Genomic DNA, 16673 nt, shown 5'->3' with positions numbered 1-16673 from the left:
ATCAGATTACCTTCGCTTCGTTTTTCAGTTTCTCGACCAGTTCAGCCACCGACTTGACCTTGATACCTGCGCTGCGTGCAGCCGGCGCTTCGACTTTCAGGGTCTTGTTAGTGGAGGCGGTGGAAACACCCAAAGCATCAGGAGTCAGCGTTTCAAGCGGCTTCTTCTTGGCTTTCATGATGTTTGGCAGAGACGCATAGCGCGGCTCGTTCAGACGCAGGTCGGTGGTGACGATGGCTGGCAGGTTCAGCGCAACGGTCTGCAGGCCGCCGTCGATTTCGCGAGTGACGTTGACCTTGTCGCCGGACACTTCGACCTTGGAGGCGAAGGTGCCTTGAGCGTAACCGCTCAGGGCCGCCAGCATCTGGCCGGTCTGGTTGTTGTCGCTATCGATGGCCTGTTTGCCGAGGATAACCAGATGTGGCTGCTCCTTGTCGACCACAGCCTTGAGCAGCTTGGCCACAGCCAGGGAGTTCAACTCTTCAGCGGACTCGACGAGGATTGCGCGATCGGCACCCAGTGCCAGGGCGGTACGCAGTTGCTCTTGAGCAGTAGCAGGACCGATGGAGACGACGACGATTTCAGTCGCTACACCTTTCTCTTTCAGGCGTACGGCTTCTTCCACTGCGATTTCGCAGAAAGGGTTCATCGACATCTTGACGTTGGCGAGGTCGACGCCGGAGTTGTCCGCTTTGACGCGAACCTTGACGTTATAGTCGACCACTCGTTTGACAGCTACAAGAACCTTCATGGATTCCTCGTTACTCTCCGGTGAAAAGAAAGTCGCCTAGGCGAGAACCTGGCGGTTGATGCTCATCGGCACAAGGGCACCTCCAAAAACGCTGGCGTACATCAGGTTGACCTTGCTCACGGGGTGATGACCGTTCGTCAGTGGTGACCGACGAGTCATTCATTATCGCGGCGTGTAGACTGCGCACTTTCAAGTTGCGCGGTGCGTCACCTTTATTGCCTTTGCCCTGTCTTTAGAGGTGCTCTTGAAACCAACAGTCAGCCTACGGCGAGCGCAAAACCGACCGTATCTTGACCGGAACGCCTTTTCCGGTCAATACGGCAAAATAGCCGTTTATAAGCCGCGCTTCTTTGATTTATCTGGGCTGCGGCAAATTCAAACAAACGTTTGTATTGGACGCTGAGAGTGGTGTAGATATAATGCGCCGCCCAGAGAGAAAGGTCGGCCATCCTCCCCTTCTCCCCCCATTTGTAATGGGAGAAAGCGCGGATGCAACGCCAAACCTCCAATTAGAAAAAACCGTTGAGCCTTGAGTAGGAGATAGCCTAGTGGAACGCGAATACATGGAATTCGACGTGGTCATCGTCGGTGCCGGCCCCGCAGGCTTGTCCGCCGCTTGCCGCCTTAAGCAGAAGGCCGCTGAAGCCGGTAAGGAAATCAGCGTCTGCGTGGTTGAAAAAGGCTCCGAAGTCGGTGCTCACATCCTTTCCGGTGCCGTGTTCGAGCCTCGGGCCCTGAATGAACTGTTCCCGGACTGGAAGGAACTGGGCGCCCCGCTCAACACCCCGGTCACCCGCGACGACATTTATGTCCTGCGTAGCGGCGACACTTCCACCAAGGTTCCAGACTTCTTTGTGCCCAAGACCATGCACAACGAAGGCAACTACATCATTTCCCTGGGCAACCTGTGCCGCTGGCTGGCCCAGCAGGCCGAGAACCTGGGCGTGGAAATCTACCCGGGCTTCGCCGCCCAGGAAGCCCTGATCGACGAAAACGGCGTGGTCCGCGGGATCATCACCGGTGACCTGGGTGTCGACCGTGAAGGACAGCCGAAAGATGGCCTCTACACCCCAGGCATGGAACTGCGCGGCAAGTACACCCTGTTCGCCGAAGGCTGCCGCGGCCATATCGGCAAGCAACTGATCAAGCGCTTCAACCTGGACAGCGACGCCGACGCCCAGCACTACGGCATCGGCCTCAAGGAAATCTGGGAAATCGATCCGGCCAAGCACCAACCGGGCCTGGTGGTCCACACCGCCGGCTGGCCGCTGGACATCATGAGCAACGAGAACACCGGCGGTTCCTTCCTCTACCACCTGGAAAACAACCAGGTCGTGGTGGGCCTGATCGTCGACCTGTCCTATGCCAACACCTACCTGTCGCCGTTCGACGAATTCCAGCGCCTCAAGCATCACCCGGTGCTCAAGCAGTACCTGGAAGGCGGCAAACGCATCAGCTACGGCGCCCGTGCACTGGCCAAGGGCGGTATCAATTCGCTGCCGAAGATGGTCTTCAAGGGCGGCGCTTTGATCGGCTGCGACCTGGGCACCATGAACGTGGCCAAGATCAAGGGCAGCCACACCGCCATGAAGTCCGGCATGCTCGCCGCCGATGCCGTGGCCGACTCGCTGTTCGCCGGCTCCGAAGGTGCCGATGAGCTGAAGAGCTACGTCGACTCCTTCAAATCCAGCTGGCTGTATGAAGAGCTGTTCGCCAGCCGCAACTTCGGTCCGGCCATGCACAAGTTCGGTCCGATCATCGGCGCCGGCTTCAACTGGATGGATCAGAACATCTTCGGTGGCAAGCTGCCCTTCACCCTGCACGACACCAAGCCGGACTACGCCTGCCTGAAGCTGGCCAAGGACTGCGCGAAGATCGACTATCCCAAACCCGACGGCAAACTCAGCTTCGACAAACTGAGCTCGGTGTTCATCTCCGGTACCAACCATGAAGAAGAACAGCCTTGCCACCTCAAGCTGACCGACCCGAGCATCCCTCTGGGCCGCAACCTGCCGCTGTACGACGAGCCTGCTCAGCGTTACTGCCCAGCCGGCGTGTATGAAGTGATCACCCAGGAAGACGGCGAGAAGCGCTTCCAGATCAACGCCCAGAACTGCGTGCACTGCAAGACCTGCGATATCAAGGACCCGGCCCAGAACATCACCTGGGTCACTCCGGAAGGTGCCGGCGGCCCGACTTACCCGAACATGTAAGTCGCCGCGGTACACAAGAGGCCCCCTTTATGGGGGCCTTTTTCATGCCCGGGATTTGCCGGCACAGCCTCCGGCAGGAGCCGACTAGTCGGTGAAGAGCCCCTCAAGCCTTGTACCGACCCAAAGGCGTCGTCGCTGGCAAGCCAGCGCCTACGAACAGCATCTACAGAGCTACGGCCCGCTCATCCCCGGGATTACGCTCAAAGTAGCGTTTGTACTCGCGACTGAACTGCGAGGTGCTCTGGTAACCCACCCGATGCGCTACCTGGGCCACACCCAGCCCTTCTCCCACCAGCAACTGCTGGGCCTTGAGCAACCGCAGGCGCTTGAGGTACTGCACTGGCGACAGCAGGGTGCTGCGCTTGAAATGCTCGTGGAAGGTCGACGTGCTCATGTTGGCGCAACGGGCCAGGGTCTCGACGTTCAACGGCTCGGTGTAATGCTCGTGCAGATGATTGAGCGAAGCCGCGACCCGCGCGAACTGCCCCTGCTGCTCCACCAGTGCCCGCAACGCATCGGCCTGAGGCCCGCGCAGGGCAGCAAAGAGCAGCTCGCGCACCCTGGACGCCCCCATGACCTTGCACTCCAGAGGATCGAGCAGGCAATGCAGCAGGCGCTCCACGCAACCACGCATGACGTCGTCAAGCACCGCCGAGGTCATCGATTCCAGGGTTTGCGCCGAAGCCGCCCGGCCTTCGGCGATCCCCATGGCCAGCACCAGCTCGCTCAGGACTGCCCGGTCGATGGCAATGGAAATCCCCAGCAGCGGTGCATCGGGCAAGGCGAAGGTTTCGCACTCGAAGGGCACCGACAAGGCCTGGATCAGGTAGTGCCCGGCGCCGTATTCCAGGGTCCGCGTGCCCAGGTAGGCCAGTTTGCTGCCCTGGACAATGATCATCAGGCTCGGTTCATAGATCTGTGGACCTCGCGCCACATCACAGCTGGCCCGCAGCACCTGGACCCCAGGCAAGGCGGTGGCAACGAAACCATCTCGGCTGGCAAGGGGCTGGATCAGCGAAACCAGGGTGGCATTGGCGTCAAGGTGACGGGTCAGCAGCATGCAGAAAACTTCACGAAAAAAGGGATGAAAACATCATCGCAGGTCTGCTGGCCAATGCCGCGCAAAAACCGCCAATACCGGAGGAATAGGCATGACATGCCGAGGAATCGCCATGGCCGCCCTCAGGCTCGACGCCGAGAATGCACCGCCTCACTTGTCAGCGCTTTTGCGAGGTTCTTCATGTACACCACCATCGGTTATGCCGCCCAATCGGCCACCACTCCCCTCGCCCCCATGAGCTTCCAGCGCCGCAGCCCACGCGCGGACGACGTCGCCATCGAGATCCTCTACTGCGGCGTCTGCCACTCCGACATCCACCAGGCCCGCAACGAATGGGGCATCGCCGTGTACCCGCTGATGCCGGGCCACGAGATCGTCGGCAAGGTCACCGCCGTCGGCGCCAACGTCAGCAAGCACAAGGTCGGCGACCTAGTGGGCGTCGGCTGCATGGTGGACTCCTGCCGCCATTGCGAAGCCTGTGCTGCGAATCTGGAACAGTACTGCCTGGAAGGTCCGACCATGACCTACGCCACCCCGGATCGGGTCGATGGCAGCAACACCATGGGCGGCTACTCCGACAGCATCGTGGTCAGCGAGCACTTTGTCGTGCGCATCCCGGAGAAACTCGACCTGGCCAGCGCAGCACCGATTCTCTGTGCCGGCATCACCACCTACTCGCCCCTCAAGCACTATGGCGTCAAGGCCGGCGACAAAGTGGGGATTCTCGGCATGGGCGGCCTGGGCCACATGGGCATCAAGTTCGCTAAGGCCCTGGGGGCCGAAGTGACCCTGTTCACCCGCTCGGCGAGCAAGGCCGAAGAAGCCCGCCGCCAAGGCGCGGACCATGTGATCGTATCCACCGATGCGGCGCAGATGCAGTCGGTAGCCGGGCATTTCGACTTCCTCCTGGACACCATCCCGGTGCCCCACGACCTCAATCCCTACCTCGACACCCTGCGCTTTGACGGCGTGCACATCCTGGTGGGCCTGATCGAGCCGGTGGACCCGGCACTGCACGCCGGCAAGCTGGTGATGAGCCGTCGCGTACTGGCCGGATCGCTGATCGGCGGCATTGCCGAGACCCAGGAGGTGCTGGATTTCTGCGCCGAGCACGGCATCACCTGCGACATCGAGATGCTGGATATTCGTCAGATCAACCAGGCCTATGAGCGCATGATCAAAGGGGATGTGAAGTATCGCTTCGTGATCGATATGGCGACCTTGAAGCTCTGAATCTCGATGCCATGACGGCCCGGCTTGTCACGAGGAGGCGCTCCACGCAATACGCCTTCGCCGACAAGCCGGCTCCGGCACGGGCCAGCTGGCGCCAGCCCATGGGGGCTGTCGTCAGCCCCGGGCGAACGCCCGCAGCACTTCGCCGTCCATGCGGTACTTGACCCACTCCTCCTGAGGCTGGGCGCCCAGGGACTTGTAGAACTGGATCGCCGGTTCATTCCACTCCAGCACACTCCATTCGAAGCGTCCGCAATCGTTGTCACAGGCGATCTGTGCCAGATGCCGCAACAGTTGCTTGCCCGCCCCGCCACCGCGTTGTTCCGGGGTGATGTAGAGATCCTCCAGGTACAGACAGTTGCTGCCCAGCCAGGTGGAATAACTGAAGAAAAACACCGCAAAGCCAATCGGCACGCCGTCACGCAGGCAGATCAGGCCGTGGGCCGTAGCCCCCTCACTGAACAAGCTGCGCTCAATATCGGCGACGCCGGCAATCACTTCGTGACGAGCCCGCTCGTAGTCGGCGAGCTCAGTGATGAAAGCAAGAATCTGTGGGGCATCGCTGGGCAGTGCAGGACGGATTACGACGGTCATCGACGGTTCTCTAGGCGGAATCAGGTGGCCATATTAGAACGACAGCCGAAATACATGCACGGCCATTTACGCGCAAAGCTGATTCCCCGGCTCGCGGCTTACTCCGCTGTCGGCTAACCCTGAGGCCTGCAGGATCAGAACAAACAGCGCAAAAGGCCATGCTAGAAAGCCCTCCACGACTACAAGCATAAGAGAGGAGTTTTCATGTCCGTGCGGGCTATGCAGAAATCCAGGGGGCCAGGGCCATTGTTCGGGTTGTTCTGTCTGGGCAGCTATCTGTTGTCACTGTCTTACGGATCGACCTTTCTCCTGTCCTTGCTGATCAGCAGCCGCGGCGGCAATGAGCACGACGCCGGCAGCGTGATTTCGGCAGCGATGCTCAGCACCTTCGTCGCGGTGATCGGTTCCGGGCACCTATCGGACTGGCTTGGCGCCGCACGTTCGGTGGCGCTGTTCGGCTGCCTGCTGGCCCTGGCCAGCCTGGGCTTTGCCCTGACCCCCGGGTTCGGCCACGCCCTGCTGCTCTTCGGCCTGACCCTGGGCCTGGGCTGGGGAGTGTTCTACACCCTGGGGCCAATCATCGTGGCGATGCTGGTGGAGCCCGCGCAACGAGCCCGCTACTTCGCCCTGCTGTCGGGCAGCATGATGACCGGCATCGGTTCCGGGCCGCTGCTGGGACGCCTGGCCAGCGCGCTGGGCTATCCCGTGACCAGTGCTTTTTTCATTGCTGCGGCAGCCAGTCTGGTGGGGGTGCTGATCTTTTGGCGACTGGGCGCCCGCCTGAGTCGCCAGCCCAATCATCTGGGGACTTCAGCGGCCCGGATCACCAGGAGCGGTGCGGCACGCGTACTGTCTTCCAGGGCCCTGTGGCCAATCCTGATGGTGGGCCTGGGTGGCTGTGTGTTCGGCGGGCTGTCGAGTTTCCAGACCAGCTACGGTGTATCCCGAGGCGTGGACTACTCGCTGTTCTTCCTCGGGTTCATGAGCGCCGCCATCGCCAGCCGGATGCTGATCGCCGGCATCGTGGTCAAGCGTGACCCCTATCGCGCATCCTGCCTGCTATCGGGGCTGATGGTGGTGTCGATCCTGCTGTTTCTGTTTGTCGTCGACAGCAGCGCCAGCTACCTGTTGGCCGCAGTGATACTGGGGATTGGCTATGGCCTGACGTATTCAGTGATCAACGGCCTGGCCGCCAACGAAGCACCTGCCGGCAGCACCTCGCAAGCACTGCTGTTGTTCAGCCTGTCCTATTTTGTCGGGGTATTCGGCTTTCCCTGGCTGGCCGGGCGGATCATCGTCGAGGCCGGCATGCAGGCGCTGCTGTTCACCGTACTGGCTATTGCTCTGCTGAACTGGCTGATCAGCCTCGGCCGCCTGGGCTGGCGCCGAGCGCTCCAACTGCGTATCGCCCACAACCCGTAGCGCCGTTCGTCGATCATCCGGCACCAACCCCACGCCAGGACAGACCAATATCAGGTAACGACTCTAACAATGGAGGCGACACCATGATCAAGGTCCAACTCTCAGCCCTGGCCCTGGCCGGACTGTTGTCCAGCGCCGCCCTGGCGGGCACCACAGGCCCCACCAATCCGGTAGAAGGCCCGCAATCCCCCGCCCCCCAGAGCACACCGAAGATCAACATCAACCCGCCGGCCACCGGCACCGACCCGCGAATCCAGGGCAACGACAACGGCCGCCAGGGCGGCGCCGGCACCCTGGATGCCACGACTCCGGACAATGGCAAGACCGGTAGCGGATCGAAAACCACCACCGGCGGCTCAGGCTCAGAGGGCAGCAGTCAGTAACACCCGGCGCCGGCTCAATCCAGCTGGCGCTGCGCAAGGCTGGTGACGGTCCATCAGGCCCGCAACATTGCGTCCACTTCCGCGCTGCACGGTGCGGTGGCCGGGCCACGGCGGGTCACCGCGATGGCCGCCGCCGCATTGGCCCGACGGGCCGCTGCCTGCGGCTCATGACCCGCAGCAAGCGCGGCGACAAAGACACCGGCATGGGCATCGCCGGCTCCATTGCTGTCCACTGCCTCGACCTTGAATCCCGGCACCAGCACAGCACGCCCCTCTTGATTGATCCAGCAACCTCGGGGACCGTCACGCAGTACCAGCATGGCCTTGGACGACAACATTGAGCCCAGCCGCTGCACGGCTTCGACCATTTCCGAGCTGGCACTCAAGCGCAGGGCCTCGACCCGGTTACTGCTCCAGATGTCGATACGTGGCAACAAAGCCGCCATCAAGGGAGAATCCAGCGAGCCCACCAGCGGCCCCGGGTCGAACATCAGGGGCACCGAGACTGGCAACGCCAGCACCCAGTCGACCAGGGCCTTGGCCTTGCTCGCCTGAAGCAGGCTGTAGCCACTGACGTAAAGGTAATCCCCCGCTCTCACCTGGACCTGCGCCAAGTCTTCGACCGTCAGTTCGCCCTCGGCACCTATATGGGAAATGAAAGTGCGTTCGGCAGAGGCTTCGGTCAAGGCCACGCATAGACCCGTGTCGGCCCCGAGACTGGGTTCCAGGCTCATCTGGATGCCTTCGGCCTGCATCGCCTGCCGTGCCAGATCACCAAAGCGCCCCTGGCCGTGACGACCGAGATAGACCACCGGCAGGCCATTGCGCGCGGCCGCCGCCATGACATTGAAACCGCCACCCGCCTCGAAACTGGCCGACTGCGCCAGCACATCACCGCCAGACTCCGGCAGTCGATCAACGGCCATCACCAGATCGACGATCACCTGGCCACTGTGGAGCAATCTAGGCATTGGCATTCTCGACAAAAGCCCGACGCCGGTCACGGGCGCCGCCCAGCACGCCATAGACGCCGCCGGCCACCAGGAAGGTGATGATCCAGCCCAGGCCGTTATGCCCGAGCCAGGAATCGGCCAATGGTCCCGTGAACCAGACGTCCTCGACCGTGGTGCCAATGCTGGTGAAACAGAAGCCCAGGACGATGGCCAGCACCCAGGCACCAAAGGCCCGCCATTCGATGCCGCCCTGATACCAGTAGGCGCTGCTCGGGCCCACATTCAATAAATCATCGGCGCTGTAGTAGTGGCGATGGATCAAGTCCACCACGAAGATTCCCACCCAGGCCGTGATCGGCACCGCCAGCAGGGAAATGAAGCTGATGAAGGGGCCGTAGAAACTGTCAGCGATCAACATGAAGTAGATCGACCCCATGAAGATCGCCACGATATCCACCAGTACTGCGTAGACCCGCTTGACCTTGAGGCCCAGGGTCAGCGCGGTGAGACCGGCGGAATACACCGACAGGTTGTTGGACAACAGCAGACCGCCGAAGGCAGCGATCAGGTAAGGCACGGCCATCCAGGTTGGCAGCATGTCGCGGATCGCAATGATCGGGTCCACCGCTGAGGCCAGATGATCGTTACCGACCGACAGCAAGCCTCCCAGAGTGATCAGCAGCACCAGCGGAATACCGGCACCGAAGGCCGCCGAGGCCACCAGGCGCCCGGCAGTGACCGAACGTTGCTGATAACGGGACATGTCCGCCCCAGAGCTGGCCCAGCCGATCCCGGTGCCTGCGGCCATGGTGCCGACGCCGATGATCATCGCGCTCATGGGCGCAGGGGAGGCATTGAACACTGCGGTCCAGTCGATGGTGGCACAGAGAAAGCCGCCCACCAGGACGTTCAGCGCGCCGAATCCGTAGGTGGCCCACTTCTGGATCACCAGCAACGTGGCGTGGCCCAGACCGGACACACTCAGCGTCATGAGCACAAAGATAGCGATGAACAGCAGGGTCAACAGTGGCGCGTCCTTGGCCGAGGCCGGGGTGTGGAACAGGATCGAACTCAAGGACAGGAGAACAAAGGCTGCGGTGGTGGTATTGACCGTTTCCCAACCGACTCGCGACAGCATGGACACCAGGGTGGGGCCGATATTGCCGCGCACACCGAAAATGGCCCGAGACAGGGTCAGACTCGGCGCCCGGCCACGACGGCCGGCCACGGATATCAGCCCGACCACGGCGAACGATCCCACCGAGCCCAGGACCGCCACCAGCACCACCTGCCAGATCGACAGGCCGCGAAACGCCACCAGGGTCGCTCCCAGGGGCAACCCGAGGATGCTGATATTGGCCGCAAACCAGACCCAGAACAGCTGCAAAGGATGACCGTTGCACTCCGCTTCCGGGACCGGCTCGATGCCACGGGTTTCCAGTTGTCCGACACCTGACCCGGCGGTCGATGAACTCATGAATAAGGCTCCTGTTGCCATCGTTGTGGTTATTGGCAATTTCGGAAGTCGCTGAACATCCCGGCATTCCTGGCCGTGTTTTTTAGCTTTCCATAGCCATGGGTGTTCTCAGAGCAAGCTGGCTCAGCGCAGAGCCAGCAGCTCTTGTACCAGCGGCTGCAAATCCAGTTCATTGACTTGCTGCACCCGGTCGATCAAATCCCTGGGCCACGCCTCCAGCCCAAGGCAGGCGCCGAGCATGGCCCCGAGAATCGCGGCGATTGTGTCGGTATCGCCCCCCAGGCTGGCAGCCATGCACAAGGCCTCGAAGGCTTCCAGATGACCAAGCGCCACTTGCCAGGCCAGGGCAAAGCTCGTTACCACCGACTCTTGGGATGCCACCGAGGTCCCCACCAGCTCATAGAGCATCCGGGCAAACCCCTGCTTGTCGCCATCCACGCTCAGAGTGGCGGCCCACTCCAGGCGCGCAGCAATACTGGCACCGGCGACCCAGTAACCTTGCGCCTGTGCCTGCCAGGCAACCTGCCTCCCAAGGGGCAAAGCGTCCGCCAGGCAAGCGCCATTGACACCGGCGGACACGACTGCCGCCACCGCTGCCGCACTGGCAATGCCCAGGCTGGTGTTGTGGGTGACCTGGCAGGCCTGGACCACCGCCTGGATGAAACGATCGGGGTGGGCAACATCGCTGGCGATGCCCACTGGCGTGATACGCATCGCGGCGCCATTGGTGGTGCCGTAGCGGCCAGCCTCTTCCACCGAGTGACCGGCGAGGATCAGTTCAATCGCGTGCTTGGTGGAAGGCCCAAGCAGGTCCTGGGAGCCTTTGGCCTGCATCGCGGCCTCCCATTCAATCAGGCTGCTGGCCAGCGCGGTCGGAGCGATACGGCCTTGGCCCTGGACCAGCAGGCGGCCCACCAGGATCGCCTGTTCAGTGTCGTCGGTAATGGAGCCGGCAGGCATGTTCGCCGCGATCGGCTGGTCCGGGCCGGCATCTTCCAGGGTATCGATAGCGCCGAAGCGTTGCTGGATCTGTTCACGACTCAGGGACTGGGTCGGCATGCCCAAGGCGTCGCCCAAGGCCAATCCATAAAAAGCGCCAAGCGCCCGCCGGAGCTGGCTCACCCTGACTCTCCAAATTGCAGGTGCAGGCGAAAATGCTGCGGGTCCAACAGGCTCTCCACCTGTTCCATGAAGCGTCCCTGGCGGTCATAGGTAGTGCGCAGGGCCTTGAGGAACACTTCTCCGGGAGCACGGCCCAGCAGCTCGGCGTCTTCGGCATTCAAGGGTTCGGCACCGATCCACTGATCGCCACGCGCGCCGATATAGCCGTAGGCGGCCAGGGTAATGGTCAGGGAATCATCGATCAGGCCAACCCGCGGCAGGCCTTCAAGCTCGCCGGATGCAGGGATCAGGGAGCGCTCAAGAGACAGCACCCGCCCCTCAGTGCTGCGGCGACGGCGGTCCAGGGCAATGAATTGGTCAGTGCCCAGGCGGTGCTTGAGCTCGGGACGGCAGATCGCCTCCAGGCGCAACACCTCGGTATTGACCAGCGCTCCACTGTCGGCCAGCGCCTGGGCCCAACCGTGATGTTGGTCCAGGGCCACGCCATCGAAGGTGACAATGGAGCCGACGCCGCTCTGTGTGGCGATGTAGTTGCGACGCTTGAGCTCAGCCAGGGCCTCACGCAAGGTGCCGCGACTGACACCGAACTCTTCGGCCAACTGATGCTCCCCCGGAAGCTGGAAGCCGTCTTCCATGAGACCGCTTTCAATGCGCCGGATCAGCTCGTCGACCACTCTTGTTTTCTTATCGAATCGGACATGTTTGATCATGTCCGGTTGATACATGAAAGATCGGATCAAGAGCAAGAAATATCTTTTTACACCGGCTTGAAACGTCCGTCTAAGGCTCAAGACCTATGGGGAAAAACGTTCCGCCGCTCCACACTCCCAGCCAGTTCTGGCCTTCAAGGGTGCGCGTCTGAGCCAGTTCCACCAGTTGGTAGAAGACGTTGCGATGGATCAGCGCCTCAAGATTGTGTCGAACCAGGATATAGGGCGCAGGCTCCTGGGTCTGAGGATCGATCACCACGCGCAGGGGATGTTCAGCGCCGGCAACCACCTGTTCATCGACCTGGGTAGTGAAGCGCAACACCTGGTTTTCGCCCTGCCCTTCGACCTCCAGGGTCACGGCAACGAAAGGTGCGTCATCAACCTTGATCCCCACTTTCTCAACCGGAGTGATGAGAAAGTACTGGTCGCCATCACGGCGGATGATCGTGGAGAACAGCTTGACCATGGGCTTGCGGCCGATGGGTGTGCCCAGGTAATACCAGGTACCGTCACGAGCGATGCGCATGTCGATATCGCCGCAGAAATCGGGGTTCCACAAGTGGACCGGCGGCAGGCCCTTCTCAGCCTTGGGAATCTGCGCCAACAGGTCGTTGGCCTTGCCTGGACCACTCATACCGCTCTCCTCAATCAATCAGTCACTCAAGCCCAGCAAACCGCGCGCGTATTGCTGCAAGGGTGGGCCGAGCAGATCCTGGGGCTTGTTGTCGTGGAACGTCAGTAAACCGCCACGACTGCGAATACGTGCCGAATCGATCAGATACTGGGTACTGGTTTCGATCAGCATGATCTGGATGGTACTGGTATCGACCCCCAGGCGGTCCACGGCTTCCTGATCCAGCCACTCATCGGAGTTGCCGATGCGGTCATCCGCCTTGGCAAAACGGGCGTAAAGCAGATAGTGCGCTCCTAGCTCCCGGGCTTCGGCCATGGCTTCGTTGAGGCCTTCGGCTGCTCGGGCGCGACGCACCATGGGGAAATATTCGATAAAGCCGTTGAAGGCTTCCTCCGCCACCACGTTGGGCCGCGGGTACGCGCTGCCTGGAGGAGCGAAAGGCCCCTGGGCGATGAAAATGAACGAATCCGGCTGAATGCGGAATGAGCTGGTACGGCGGGTATCACTGTGGTCGAGCACCCCGGCGTCACTCAGGTGATAACGCACCCCTTCGCCCATATCACTGACATTCATGCAGCCGCCAAGTGCCAAAAAGGCCAGCAGCAAAACCAGGCTACGCATCCTACCCTCCAAAATCCGGTGACGGAAAACCGGCGAATGGCCACGGGATGCAGCTTCCGCGCCAGCTACGCGATTGAAGGAAACTCACGGAAAATCAGCATCAGCCACCGATGATCTTCATCACCGTGGCTCCGCCGGAGAAGGCCACATCCTGCTTGTCTCCCAAGGCCTTGACCAACAGGCGCTGCAGGGCCGGCAAAGCTTGATGGCGCGGCTTGTCCAGCAGATCGCCAACATAGTGACGATTGCTCGAAGACAGGCAGCCGTGCAACCAGCCAGTGGAAGACAGTCGCAGGCGCGAGCAAGTCCGGCAGAACGGCACACTCTCGTTGGCAATCACTCCGAAATGGCCAAGCCCGGGAATCTCGTAGCGTACGGCCGTGGCATCCAGTGGCGCGTCGGCCTGCAGGTAGTCGTAGCGCTGGCCGATCAGGTCCAGCAACTGCTGCAGGCTGACAAACTGCTGCAGGAAAGCATTGCCGTCACTGGCCAGGTGGCCCATGCGCATCAACTCGATGAAACGCAATTCATAGCCCTGCTGCAGACAGTAATCGAGCAACGGCATGACCTGGTCCAGGTTCTGTCCGCGCAACGGCACCATGTTGACCTTGATCTTCAACCCCGCCGCACGGGCTTGCTGCATGCCATCGAGCACAGTGGCCAGATCCCCGCCGCGGGCGATGCTGCGAAAGGCCTTGGCATCCAGAGTGTCGAGAGAAACGTTGATTCGACGGATCCCTGCTTCCAGCAACAATGGCAGCTTGCGCGCCAGCAACTGACCGTTGGTGGTCAGACTGATGTCTTCCAGATCCATCCGCCCCACCGCCGTCATGAAAGCTTCCAGCTTGGGGCTGACCAGGGGCTCACCGCCGGTGATGCGCAAACGCTCGATGCCGGCTGCTTCGATCAGATACGCCACGCCCCGGGCCATCGCCTGGGCCGACAACTCATCCTGGGCAGCCACCAGCCGCTTGCCGTTGGGCACGCAGTAGGTACAGGCGTAGTTGCAGGCAGACGTCAGGCTGATCCGCAAGTTGCGAAAGCGCCTGCCTTGACGATCAACGATCATGGATGACTCCGGCGTAAGAAGGGAGAACCGGCAAAACCTGACTCAAAAATCAGGTTTTAGCAAGTCCCATGCCTGAGTATATTCCTCGGACACCGCGCCATACAGTTACCCGATGGCGCAATACAACGGGCGAATGCCTCAGCTGTTGGAAGTGTCGGGGTCGCGCTTGCGCTTGTTGCCCATGCGCACGCCGATGTCCATCAGGAACTGAAAGAAACCTTCCTGATCCTCGAGCACATTGCTCCAGAATGGCGAGTGATAGAGCGCCACGGCACCGTGCACCAGCGCCCAGGAAGCGCAGTAGTGGAAGTAAGGCGGCACGTCTTCCAGCTTGCCTTCGCTGATTCGCCCCTTGATCAGCAGGGTCAGGCGCTCGAAGTTGGAAGCACGGATCTTGTGCAGTTCCTCGACCATCTCCGGCACCTGATTGCCCTTGACCACCTTCTCTTCCAGGCGGTCGAACAATCGGTAGCGCTGCGGATCGCGCATGCGGAACTCGAAGTAGGCCCGAGACAGAGCCTCCTTGTCCTTGTCGACATCGGCAGAGTGCAGCAACTCGTTCAGATCCCGCTCATAGTCGAGCATCAGGCGCAGGTAGATCTCCGCCTTGGACTTGAAATGCTTGTAGATGGTCCCTTTGCCGATACCCACGGCATCCGCAATCATCTCGACGGTGACACTGTCTTCACCTTGTTCGAGGAACAGCTTGAGCGCGGTATCGAGAATTTCTTGCTCACGGCGACGAAACTCACGGACCTTACGAGGTTCTTTTTGCATAAGAAAAGGTCTGTTCGGGGTCAAAATCGAAGCCGCGTATTATGCCTAACTTGCGCCAAAATGCACGGATCATCCGTCGTTGCCACTGTTTCTGACGTAAAAGCCCTCGAGGCGAAAAGACACAGATGAGTCGCAAGCGTCCGGAAAATCCAGTGAATACGGGGCCGGCAAGCGGTTCAAATAGAAAACATCTACAGCTGTAAAGCCTCGTATCAGACCGTAAAGTCTCGATTTTTCTGTAATCGGGTCTCGATACCGACCTCAGCCCCACACTCGACGAAAATACCGCAATGAGTCGTAATTGCTTCACTGCTTCGCAGAAGTGTTGCCTTTATCATCATCAGGAAATGTTACCGATAAGCCTTGAAAGCTCCATCCAGGACAGGTGAAAGGTCTGAATGTATCGATACCATTGATGGGGATCAGGCTTCTCGGGAAACAAAACTGCAACAGCTTGTGTGTTTACCGAAGGGTGAAAACCGTCAAATTCGTGCAAATTTTGCGCAAACAGACTGATTTTTTTGGATTTTCAACGAAATAAGCCCCAAAACACCGCAAATGAGAACTCAACCGAAGCGCTCGTATTCCAAATTTGTTTAAAAAACGAACAGGAGCAACTGGACTGAATGCAATAGTGATCAATACTTGAATTGTCGGCGGGACATCTCCCCCAAGTGAAACGCCGATCAAGGTACCGAAGGACCGCGTGCCTTAGTTTTACTCCTAATGGTCTTAACCCGGATTCACCCCCCAGAACCCGGGTTTTTTTTGCCTGAAATTTGCTCTTCCACACACCGGCGACTCAGGCCTCGCCCTTGACTCGCGCCAGGGGAAACAGACGTTTGAAGTTGGCTGTGGTCTGTTCGGCAAAGGCGTCATAGGCTTCGCCCCGCAACATTGCCAGGAACTCCGCCACTTCACGTACGTACTGCGGCAGGTTGGGCTTGCCGCGATAGGGGATAGGCGCCAGATAAGGTGAATCGGTTTCCACCAGCAAGCGATCGGCAGGCACCTGCCGCGCCACATCGCGCAAAGCGTCGGCATTGCGGAAGGTGACAATGCCCGACAGAGAAATATAGAACCCCAGGTCCAGAGCCGCCTTGGCCATGTCCCAGTCCTCGGTGAAGCAATGCAACACGCCGGCATTGGGCAATGCAGCTTCACGCAACAGCTCCAGCGTATCGGCCCGGGCACCGCGGGTATGCACGACCACCGGCTTGCCAGTCTGCTGCGCGGCCTGCAGGTGCAAACGGAAGGACTCCTGCTGCAACTCGGCCGCTTCCGGCTCGTAGTGATAGTCCAGGCCGGTTTCGCCGATAGCCACCACTCGCGGATGGTTCAATTCATCCAGCAACCAGTCCAGCGCCGGAGCCGCCCCCGGCTGCACATCCAGCGGATGCACCCCCACCGAACAATCGACGTCGTCATAACGCTCGGCCAGCGCTTTGACGTCCGCCGCGTTGTCGGCACTGACGCCAATGCACAGAAAATGCCCGACACCGCGCTGACGGGCGGCATCGAGCGCGGCATCCAGTGAGCCGTCGTGGGCGGCAAGGTCGAGACGATCAAGGTGGCAATGGGAATCTACGAGCATAAGAGACTGCAACTACATCCGATAAATGAAAGGGCCGGACTGCACAGTCCGGCCGGATAC

The 16673-nt window shown here is 60.6% G+C and carries 17 protein-coding genes; 4 read left to right on the top strand and 13 right to left on the bottom strand.

Annotated features, from left to right (window positions below; genetic code table 11):
* Position 1 precedes the first annotated feature (1 nt).
* Together ACMGF8_RS14420 and ACMGF8_RS14415 are read right to left on the bottom strand one after the other, a co-directional pair.
* Complete coding sequence (locus ACMGF8_RS14420; RefSeq protein ID WP_115581917.1) at positions 2-751, bottom strand: electron transfer flavoprotein subunit beta/FixA family protein; 750 nt, start codon at positions 749-751, stop codon at positions 2-4.
* A gap of 257 nt (positions 752-1008) precedes the next feature.
* A complete protein-coding gene (locus tag ACMGF8_RS14415; RefSeq protein WP_102863892.1) occupies positions 1009-1200 on the bottom strand; it encodes a hypothetical protein in 192 nt (63 codons plus the stop codon).
* A 99-nt stretch (positions 1201-1299) separates the two neighbouring features.
* Here ACMGF8_RS14415 and ACMGF8_RS14410 point away from each other — a divergent pair, with 99 nt between their 5' ends.
* Complete coding sequence (locus tag ACMGF8_RS14410; protein WP_102863893.1) at positions 1300-2964, top strand: electron transfer flavoprotein-ubiquinone oxidoreductase; 1665 nt, start codon at positions 1300-1302, stop codon at positions 2962-2964.
* Positions 2965-3127: 163 nt separating this feature from the next.
* Here ACMGF8_RS14410 and ACMGF8_RS14405 read toward each other — a convergent pair whose 3' ends face one another.
* A complete protein-coding gene (locus ACMGF8_RS14405; RefSeq protein ID WP_102863894.1) occupies positions 3128-4024 on the bottom strand; it encodes an AraC family transcriptional regulator in 897 nt (298 codons plus the stop codon).
* 180 nt (positions 4025-4204) lie between these two features.
* Here ACMGF8_RS14405 and ACMGF8_RS14400 point away from each other — a divergent pair, with 180 nt between their 5' ends.
* On the top strand, positions 4205-5257 hold the full coding sequence (locus ACMGF8_RS14400; protein ID WP_102863895.1) for an NAD(P)-dependent alcohol dehydrogenase: 1053 nt from the start codon (positions 4205-4207) through the stop codon (positions 5255-5257).
* A 114-nt stretch (positions 5258-5371) separates the two neighbouring features.
* Here the strand turns inward: ACMGF8_RS14400 and ACMGF8_RS14395 are convergent, their stop codons facing one another.
* Complete coding sequence (locus ACMGF8_RS14395) at positions 5372-5851, bottom strand: GNAT family N-acetyltransferase (protein WP_102863896.1); 480 nt, start codon at positions 5849-5851, stop codon at positions 5372-5374.
* A gap of 204 nt (positions 5852-6055) precedes the next feature.
* Here ACMGF8_RS14395 and ACMGF8_RS14390 point away from each other — a divergent pair, with 204 nt between their 5' ends.
* Complete coding sequence (locus ACMGF8_RS14390; RefSeq protein WP_240321962.1) at positions 6056-7273, top strand: MFS transporter; 1218 nt, start codon at positions 6056-6058, stop codon at positions 7271-7273.
* Positions 7274-7356: 83 nt separating this feature from the next.
* Positions 7357-7656 (top strand): hypothetical protein, encoded by a 300-nt coding sequence (locus ACMGF8_RS14385; RefSeq protein WP_416760003.1) that lies wholly within the window; start codon positions 7357-7359, stop codon positions 7654-7656.
* A gap of 53 nt (positions 7657-7709) precedes the next feature.
* Here the strand turns inward: ACMGF8_RS14385 and ACMGF8_RS14380 are convergent, their stop codons facing one another.
* From ACMGF8_RS14380 to ACMGF8_RS14340, 9 genes are all read right to left on the bottom strand, one after another.
* The gene (locus ACMGF8_RS14380; RefSeq protein WP_102863899.1) at positions 7710-8627 is read right to left on the bottom strand and encodes a PfkB family carbohydrate kinase; all 918 of its coding nucleotides are present in this window, start codon (positions 8625-8627) and stop codon (positions 7710-7712) included.
* Positions 8620-10086, bottom strand: a complete 1467-nt coding sequence (locus tag ACMGF8_RS14375; RefSeq protein WP_102863900.1) for a purine-cytosine permease family protein — start codon at positions 10084-10086, stop codon at positions 8620-8622. The genes ACMGF8_RS14380 and ACMGF8_RS14375 overlap by 8 nt, the downstream gene beginning before the upstream one ends.
* Before the next feature lie 123 nt (positions 10087-10209).
* Positions 10210-11208, bottom strand: coding sequence for an ADP-ribosylglycohydrolase family protein (locus tag ACMGF8_RS14370; protein WP_416760000.1), 999 nt, complete (start codon positions 11206-11208; stop codon positions 10210-10212).
* Positions 11205-11918, bottom strand: a complete 714-nt coding sequence (locus tag ACMGF8_RS14365) for a GntR family transcriptional regulator (RefSeq protein WP_416759998.1) — start codon at positions 11916-11918, stop codon at positions 11205-11207. The genes ACMGF8_RS14370 and ACMGF8_RS14365 overlap by 4 nt, the downstream gene beginning before the upstream one ends.
* 70 nt (positions 11919-11988) lie before the next feature.
* On the bottom strand, positions 11989-12552 hold the full coding sequence (locus ACMGF8_RS14360) for a DUF1285 domain-containing protein (RefSeq protein ID WP_102863902.1): 564 nt from the start codon (positions 12550-12552) through the stop codon (positions 11989-11991).
* Between the two features lie 18 nt (positions 12553-12570).
* Positions 12571-13173 (bottom strand): DUF4823 domain-containing protein, encoded by a 603-nt coding sequence (locus ACMGF8_RS14355; RefSeq protein ID WP_102863903.1) that lies wholly within the window; start codon positions 13171-13173, stop codon positions 12571-12573.
* A gap of 100 nt (positions 13174-13273) precedes the next feature.
* On the bottom strand, positions 13274-14242 hold the full coding sequence (locus ACMGF8_RS14350; RefSeq protein WP_305948229.1) for a GTP 3',8-cyclase MoaA: 969 nt from the start codon (positions 14240-14242) through the stop codon (positions 13274-13276).
* 138 nt (positions 14243-14380) lie between these two features.
* Entirely contained in the window at positions 14381-15019 is a 639-nt protein-coding gene (locus tag ACMGF8_RS14345; protein ID WP_011060125.1) for a TetR/AcrR family transcriptional regulator, read from the bottom strand.
* A gap of 802 nt (positions 15020-15821) precedes the next feature.
* A complete protein-coding gene (locus ACMGF8_RS14340; protein WP_102863905.1) occupies positions 15822-16613 on the bottom strand; it encodes a TatD family hydrolase in 792 nt (263 codons plus the stop codon).
* Positions 16614-16673 lie beyond the last annotated feature (60 nt).

It is taken from the genome of Pseudomonas sp. BNK-7 (assembly GCF_048072025.1).
Classification (GTDB): Bacteria; Pseudomonadota; Gammaproteobacteria; order Pseudomonadales; family Pseudomonadaceae; genus Aquipseudomonas; species Aquipseudomonas danubii.
This window is presented reverse-complemented; position numbering and strand designations above follow the sequence as displayed.

What these genes read in the sequence shown, in the direction of transcription:
- ACMGF8_RS14420 (WP_115581917.1), bottom strand. Translation starts at nt 751, where the DNA reads ATGAAGGTTCTTGTAGCTGTCAAACGAGTGGTCGACTATAACGTCAAG.
- ACMGF8_RS14415 (WP_102863892.1), bottom strand. Translation starts at nt 1,200, where the DNA reads ATGGCCGACCTTTCTCTCTGGGCGGCGCATTATATCTACACCACTCTC.
- ACMGF8_RS14405 (WP_102863894.1), bottom strand. Translation starts at nt 4,024, where the DNA reads ATGCTGCTGACCCGTCACCTTGACGCCAATGCCACCCTGGTTTCGCTG.
- ACMGF8_RS14400 (WP_102863895.1), top strand. Translation starts at nt 4,205, where the DNA reads ATGTACACCACCATCGGTTATGCCGCCCAATCGGCCACCACTCCCCTC.
- ACMGF8_RS14395 (WP_102863896.1), bottom strand. Translation starts at nt 5,851, where the DNA reads ATGACCGTCGTAATCCGTCCTGCACTGCCCAGCGATGCCCCACAGATT.
- ACMGF8_RS14390 (WP_240321962.1), top strand. Translation starts at nt 6,056, where the DNA reads ATGTCCGTGCGGGCTATGCAGAAATCCAGGGGGCCAGGGCCATTGTTC.
- ACMGF8_RS14385 (WP_416760003.1), top strand. Translation starts at nt 7,357, where the DNA reads ATGATCAAGGTCCAACTCTCAGCCCTGGCCCTGGCCGGACTGTTGTCC.
- ACMGF8_RS14380 (WP_102863899.1), bottom strand. Translation starts at nt 8,627, where the DNA reads ATGCCTAGATTGCTCCACAGTGGCCAGGTGATCGTCGATCTGGTGATG.
- ACMGF8_RS14375 (WP_102863900.1), bottom strand. Translation starts at nt 10,086, where the DNA reads ATGAGTTCATCGACCGCCGGGTCAGGTGTCGGACAACTGGAAACCCGT.
- ACMGF8_RS14365 (WP_416759998.1), bottom strand. Translation starts at nt 11,918, where the DNA reads ATGATCAAACATGTCCGATTCGATAAGAAAACAAGAGTGGTCGACGAG.
- ACMGF8_RS14360 (WP_102863902.1), bottom strand. Translation starts at nt 12,552, where the DNA reads ATGAGTGGTCCAGGCAAGGCCAACGACCTGTTGGCGCAGATTCCCAAG.
- ACMGF8_RS14355 (WP_102863903.1), bottom strand. Translation starts at nt 13,173, where the DNA reads ATGCGTAGCCTGGTTTTGCTGCTGGCCTTTTTGGCACTTGGCGGCTGC.
- ACMGF8_RS14350 (WP_305948229.1), bottom strand. Translation starts at nt 14,242, where the DNA reads ATGATCGTTGATCGTCAAGGCAGGCGCTTTCGCAACTTGCGGATCAGC.
- ACMGF8_RS14345 (WP_011060125.1), bottom strand. Translation starts at nt 15,019, where the DNA reads ATGCAAAAAGAACCTCGTAAGGTCCGTGAGTTTCGTCGCCGTGAGCAA.
- ACMGF8_RS14340 (WP_102863905.1), bottom strand. Translation starts at nt 16,613, where the DNA reads ATGCTCGTAGATTCCCATTGCCACCTTGATCGTCTCGACCTTGCCGCC.